The organism is Streptomyces mexicanus (assembly GCF_902506575.1).
GTDB lineage: Bacteria > Actinomycetota > Actinomycetes > Streptomycetales > Streptomycetaceae > Streptomyces > Streptomyces mexicanus.
Map to the genome: position 1 here is coordinate 1 of NZ_LR732548.1, position 5,632 is coordinate 5,632.

Annotated in this window: 6 protein-coding genes; 5 read left to right on the forward strand and 1 reads right to left on the reverse strand. The window is 74.3% G+C overall.

What is annotated here, in order from left to right:
- The 4 genes from GV126_RS37390 to GV126_RS32115 all read left to right on the forward strand — a co-directional run.
- Positions 1–127, forward strand: a 127-nt coding sequence (locus GV126_RS37390) for a carboxyl transferase domain-containing protein (RefSeq protein ID WP_328707373.1), incomplete at its 5' end; no start/stop codon positions are given.
- Positions 128–140: 13 nt separating this feature from the next.
- Positions 141–818 (forward strand): ScbR family autoregulator-binding transcription factor, encoded by a 678-nt coding sequence (locus GV126_RS32105; RefSeq protein WP_159674433.1) that lies wholly within the window; start codon positions 141–143, stop codon positions 816–818.
- A gap of 347 nt (positions 819–1,165) precedes the next feature.
- Positions 1,166–1,993: an AfsR/SARP family transcriptional regulator gene (locus GV126_RS32110; RefSeq protein WP_159674435.1), complete on the forward strand. Its 828-nt coding sequence runs from the start codon at positions 1,166–1,168 to the stop codon at positions 1,991–1,993.
- Between the two features lie 848 nt (positions 1,994–2,841).
- Positions 2,842–3,663 carry an AfsR/SARP family transcriptional regulator gene (locus GV126_RS32115; protein ID WP_159674437.1) on the forward strand — a complete coding sequence of 274 codons (822 nt, stop codon included), beginning with the start codon at positions 2,842–2,844 and terminating at the stop codon, positions 3,661–3,663.
- A 22-nt stretch (positions 3,664–3,685) separates the two neighbouring features.
- On the opposite strand, the gene GV126_RS32120 is transcribed toward GV126_RS32115, so the two are convergent.
- Complete coding sequence (locus tag GV126_RS32120) at positions 3,686–3,916, reverse strand: DUF6059 family protein (RefSeq protein ID WP_159674439.1); 231 nt, start codon at positions 3,914–3,916, stop codon at positions 3,686–3,688.
- 482 nt (positions 3,917–4,398) lie between these two features.
- Here GV126_RS32120 and GV126_RS32125 point away from each other — a divergent pair, with 482 nt between their 5' ends.
- Positions 4,399–5,352, forward strand: a complete 954-nt coding sequence (locus tag GV126_RS32125) for an aromatase/cyclase (protein ID WP_236570324.1) — start codon at positions 4,399–4,401, stop codon at positions 5,350–5,352.
- Positions 5,353–5,632 lie beyond the last annotated feature (280 nt).

Consider the following 5,632-nt stretch of genomic DNA (forward strand, 5'->3'; position numbering starts at 1 on the left):
GCGCGGTCTCGTCGACGACGTCATCGACCCCGCCCAGACCCGCGAGGTCCTCATCGGCTCCCTGGCGATGCTGCACACCAAGCACGCCGACCTGCCCTCCCGCAAGCACGGCAACCCGCCGCAGTAATGGAGCACCCCGAATGGTCCGACAGGAACGAGCGCTGCGCACCCGCGAGGCACTGATCGAATCGGCCGCCACGGTCTTCGACCGGGACGGTTTCAGCGTGGCGTCGCTCGCCGCGATCAGCTCGCTGGCCGGGGTGAGCAACGGAGCGCTCCACTTCCACTTCTCGAACAAGGCCGGGGTGGCCGACGCGGTGGAGCAGGCCGCGTCGGAACGCCTGGAGCGCCTGGTCGCCGCGCACGGGGAAGCGGTCGGCAGCGCCCTGCAGATGCTGGTGGACACCTCGCACCGCCTCGCCCGGCGGCTCGGCGAGGACGTGGTGCTGCGCGCGGGCTTCGAACTGAGCCGTGACCACGTCCGCCAGGGCGGCCGGGACCTGTACCGGCAGTGGCACGCCTGGGTCGAGGAGGCGCTCAAGCGCGCCGAGGGCGAAGGCGCGCTCAACGGCATCGCGCCCGAGCAGGTGGCCTCCTCGGTGGTGGCGGCCACCACCGGGTTCGAGGTGCTGGGCGCACGGGACCCGAAGTGGCTCTCGCGCCGCACCGTCACGAGGTTCTGGCAGCTGCTGCTGCCCCAATTGGCCACACCCCCCGTGCTGGGCAGCCTCGTGGCGGCCGGCGGTCCGCCCGGTGACCACGCGCGGCGCACGCCGGGCGGCAGCCCGGCTGCACGGGCCGGCGAAGAGGACGACTGACAGCCGCACGGCGCCGCCCCCGGCGCCGGCCTCCTCCAGCGGTGTGAAGGACGTGTGAACGCATGCCGCGCCGTCCGCCCGTCCGGCCTGCCCTCGCCGCCCCAGCGCCCCTCGCCGGCACCCACAGGCCCCCCGGAGCCCCCTCCGGGGGGCCTCACAGCTGCTTCGGCCTGCCGGGCGAAGGGAACCCATGAGGCGCCGTCTTCACCTCCCATTGACAAACCGACTGTGCTGTTTTTTTAATCGTACTCGAGCAAGAGCCATGGCACACCCGTCCAGGCTTACCAGCGGTGGTCCCATGCCATGGACCCGTACACACCCGGCACACGACTGAGGGGGAGAAGGCAGTGGACATCGAAGTACTGGGCGCGCTGTCGGTACGCGAGCACGGCATCTCCGTCACACCGACGGCCCCCAAGCCGCGGCAGCTGCTGGCCCTGCTCGCCCTGCACGCGGACCGGGTGGTCCCGGTCTCCTCCCTGGTCGAAGAGCTCTGGGACGACGAACCGCCGCGCAGCGCCCGCACCACCCTGCAGACCTACGTGCTCCAACTGCGCGAACTCATCGGCGAAGCCCTGGCCCAGGCCGGAGAGAAAGGCGTCACCGCCAAGGACATCCTCGTCACCCTCCCCGGCGGCTACCGCCTGAACACCCGCGGCGGCCGCGTCGACTTCCGCGAGTTCGAGAAGCAGGCCGGGGCGGGCTACCGGGCCATGGACGCCGAGGACTTCGCCGGCGCGGCACGCCGGCTGCGGGAGGCGCTGTCCCTGTGGACCGGCGCCGCGCTCGCCGACGTCACCGCCGGCAGCCGGACCGGCCTGGAGGCCAAGCGCTTGGACGAGGCCCGGCTGTGCGCCCTGGACCAGCGCATCGAGGCCGACCTGCGGCTGGGACGCCACCGGGAGCTGGTGTCCGAACTGACCGTCCTCGTCAACCGGCACCGCCTGCACGAGAGCCTGCACGGCCAGTACATGGTCGCCCTGCACCGCTCCGGGCGCCGCGGCGAGGCACTCGACGCCTACCAGCGGCTGCGCACCACGCTCGTCCGCGAGCTGGGTCTGGAACCGTCGGCGACGCTCCGCCGGCTGCAGCGCTCCATCCTGCTGGCCAGCCCGGAGACCGTCCCGGCCCGCAGCGCGGCGATCGCCGGGCAGCCCGTGGCCCTGGGGAGCTGACCGGCCCCGCCTCCGGGCCGGCCCCGGCCCCGCCGGGCCGCCCGCAACCGGACTCGTGCCGGCGCCACCCGTGCGGTCCGTGGCCGACGCGGCGGATCAGCGCCTCGCGCTGCTGACCGCTGGTCACCCGGGCCTGCCCGACCGCACCGCCGCAGGGACGAGGACAGCCCCCTTTCGCCGGACGCTGCGGCACGGACTGACGGCCGGTCGGACGCTGCGGCACGGGCCGACGGCCGGTCAGCCCCCCGGGCCCGCCCGGCCTGCAGCCGCGCCGCCGTCGGGTCCCCAGGCCCCGCCGCGCGCGGCGCCTTCCCGCACCTGCAGGCGGCATCTCCTCCGCCGCGGCCGCCGGACGCCTCCGTGCGCGCACACCCGGCACAGCGCGCGGGACCTCCGCGGGACGCGCGCCCCAGGGCCGCACACCGAAATGCCCGGGGCGGTTCCGCCCGGTGCCCCGATTCCGGCGGGCCGGGAAAAACGAAAGGTGAAAGGGCGATTTCCCCGCCCACCGCCCCGAAACTCCCCGGTCGAACGGTCAGGCATATTCGATTCCGGCTCCACCGCGGGTCCGGGACACTCCGAGTGAATGTCATGCGGCGTCCGCGGACCACCGCCGGCGCCGACGGCTCGACAACCGCCGGAAAAAAAGGGGACGGCACGAAGGCCGCTCAATGATTCCTCGACGACCTGAGAGGGGCGCATCGCAGAGGGATACGGTGCGCCTCGCACATCCGTCGCGGGAACACGCATCCGGTACCCGCGCGGCGCAATATCGACGAATCTCGGCACCGATTCGCCGACCGGAGCGGAAAACCGAGCGCAGCCGTTGAGGTACGGGGAGGGAAACCATGAAGATTCGTGTTCTGGGTCCACTGACTGCCGACGTCAACGGGATGTCGATCGTCCCGACCGCGGGCAAGCCGCGCCAGATCCTGGCCCTGCTGGCCCTCTACCCGGGCCGGGTCATGCCCGTGCCCACGCTCATGGAGGAGATCTGGGGCACCGACCTGCCCCAGAGCGCCCTGACCACCCTGCAGACCTACATACTCCAGCTGCGGCGCCGGCTCGGTACCGCCATGGGGCCCAGCGCCCCCGGCGCCGCGAAGGACGTGCTCGCCACCCGGCACGGCGGCTACCTGCTGCAGATACCGGCCGAAGCGGTCGACGTCCACGCGTACGAGAGCCTTGTCGCCGAGGGCCAGCAGGCGTTCGAGAAGGGTGACGACGAATCGGCGGCCCGCGCCTACCGCCGGGCGCTGGACCTGTGGCAGGGACCCGCCCTGGTCGACGTACGGGTCGGGCCGGTGCTGGAGATCGAGGCGATGCGGCTGGAGGAGAGCCGGCTCGTCACCCGGGAACGCCGCATCGACGCCGACCTCAGACTCGGCCGGCACGCCGAGGTCACCGCCGAACTGATGGACCTGACCGCCCGGCACCCCGAACACGAGGGGCTGCACTCCCAGGCCATGGTGGCGCTGTACCGCTGCGGCCGGCAGGCCGCCGCGCTCGACGTCTACCACCGGCTGCGCCGCCGCCTGGTCGACGAGCTGGGCGTGGAGCCCTCGCCGCAACTGCAGCGGCTGCACCAGGCGATCCTCGCCGTCGACCCCCAGCTGGACGTGGTCTGCGGCCCGCGCCGCACCTCCACCTTCGACCTGTACGCGGCCTGACACCGCGCCGCCGCCCGGTGGGTCAGTCGGCCGGGTCCAGCTCCTTGAGCAGGGCGCGCTCCAGCGCGGTCATGGGCACGTCCGGGCGCAGGCGCTCGGGGTGGCCGGGCGGGGGCTCGGGCAGCAGCCGGTCGGCATCGTCCTGGCCGAACCCGCCCGCCTGGAGGCTTCCGAAGGAGACCAGGCCGTCCCACACGCCGGCCGCCAGAGCGCGTACGGCGCGCCGCACGCGCCGGGCACCGTAGAACGCCATCACCACTCCTTGGGGCGCGGACCGTCGTACGACGCCCGCCAGGTTCGGTCCGGCCGCTCGTGAAATGCCTGACCTTCCCTGGAGCCGGGCCTACCGGGCCCTTGCGGACCGCCGGCGGGGCGAGACCCGCAAGGCGGCCCGGACGCCGGACCCGGCGCACGCCAAGGTGACTTCCCGGCCGCCGTGCCCGCCCGGCCGCCGTGCCCTCCCGGGCGGCGCCCCCTCCCGGCCGGCGCCGGTGCCGGCCGGTCGCGTCCGGGACGAGCCGGCATCGAGCCGAAGCGGCCCGCGCACCGTTTCGCGTCACGCCGTCCTGCTGATGCGAGCGACCCTCGAGCGGCGTACGAGACGTCCTCCACCCGATCGGGACACAGTCCATAACGAGCCTGTACTGGCCGTGCCGGCCGCGGGCGCCCCGCGGCCGGCCTTCCGGACGTCCGAGAAGAGGGGTGTGGTGGATGTACCTCGCGCCTGTGCACCGTATGGCCCAGCACGCGGAGGTGGACGCCCCGGCCGGCGTGCTCTACGGCCTGATCGCGGACGCCCTGCGCTGGCCCGTCTTCCTGCCGCCCACGGTCCACGTCGAACAACTGGAGTTCGACGGGGAGTCGGAGCGGCTGCGGATGTGGGTCACCGCCAACGGCGAGATCAGGTCCTGGACCACGCGGCGCGTCCTGGACCCCGTGGCCCACCGCATCGACTTCCGCCAGGAAGTGCTGCCCCGCCCCGTGACCTCCATGGGCGGCAGCTGGACCGTCGAGCCGCGCGGCGCCGAACGGTCCCTCCTCACCCTGCGCAACGACTTCGCCGTCACGGGCAACGCGCGCGCGGACGTCGACTGGGTCAAGCGGGCCACCGCCGCCAACACCCGCGCCGCGCTCGCCAACCTCCGGCAGCTCGCCGACCGCTGGCGCCGCCTGGACGACCTCGTGCTGTCCTTCGAGGAGTCGGCGCACATCGACGCGGCCGTGGAGCCGGTCTACGCGTTCCTGCACCGCTTCGGCGACCGGGCCGACGCCGTGCCCGGGGCCACCCGGATCGACCTGGCCGAGAGCGCACCCGGCGTACAGCTGATGACCGTGGAACTGCGCGCGGCCGACGGCAGAACGCGCACCACCGAATCGGTGCGGATCGGCTTCCCGCACGCCGGACGCATCGTCTACAAGGACATCCGGGACACCGAGCAGCCCGCCCTGCTCGCCGCGCACACCGGGGAGTGGTCGGTCGAACCCGACACCTGGGGCACGGGCGTCACCGTCGTCGCGCGCCACCACGCCGTGCTCGACGAGGACGGCGTACGGCAGCGGTACGGCGAGGGCGCGCAGGCGGTACGCCGCGCGCGGCAGGCGCTGCGCGCACGGCTCGCCGGACACAGCGCCGCCGCGCTGCGGCTGGCCAGGGAGCACGCCGAGGGCGCACTGGCCCGTGGGGTCTGAGCCGCGCGGCCGGCCCGGCCGCCGCACCCCTGCCCATCGCGCTGAAGGCGCCCGTCCAGCACCCACCGGACGGGCCGACGTTGGAGGTCCCACGTGCATGACAGCCTGACCGCGGACACCGGCGCACCCGGTTGCCCGGCACGTCCCGCCCGACCACCGGCCGCACCACCCGCCCTAGCCCCTCGACCCCCCCCCCCCCCCCCCCCCGCCCCCCCCCGCCCTACCCCCCCCCCGCGCCGCTCCCCCCCCCCCGCGCCTCGCCCCCCGCGCCCCCTCTTCC

Excerpts from the sequence above, each read along its gene's own strand:
- GV126_RS32125 (WP_236570324.1), top strand. The coding sequence starts at position 4,399 with ATGGCCCAGCACGCGGAGGTGGACGCCCCGGCCGGCGTGCTCTACGGC.
- GV126_RS32120 (WP_159674439.1), bottom strand. The coding sequence starts at position 3,916 with ATGGCGTTCTACGGTGCCCGGCGCGTGCGGCGCGCCGTACGCGCTCTG.
- GV126_RS32105 (WP_159674433.1), top strand. The coding sequence starts at position 141 with ATGGTCCGACAGGAACGAGCGCTGCGCACCCGCGAGGCACTGATCGAA.
- GV126_RS32115 (WP_159674437.1), top strand. The coding sequence starts at position 2,842 with ATGAAGATTCGTGTTCTGGGTCCACTGACTGCCGACGTCAACGGGATG.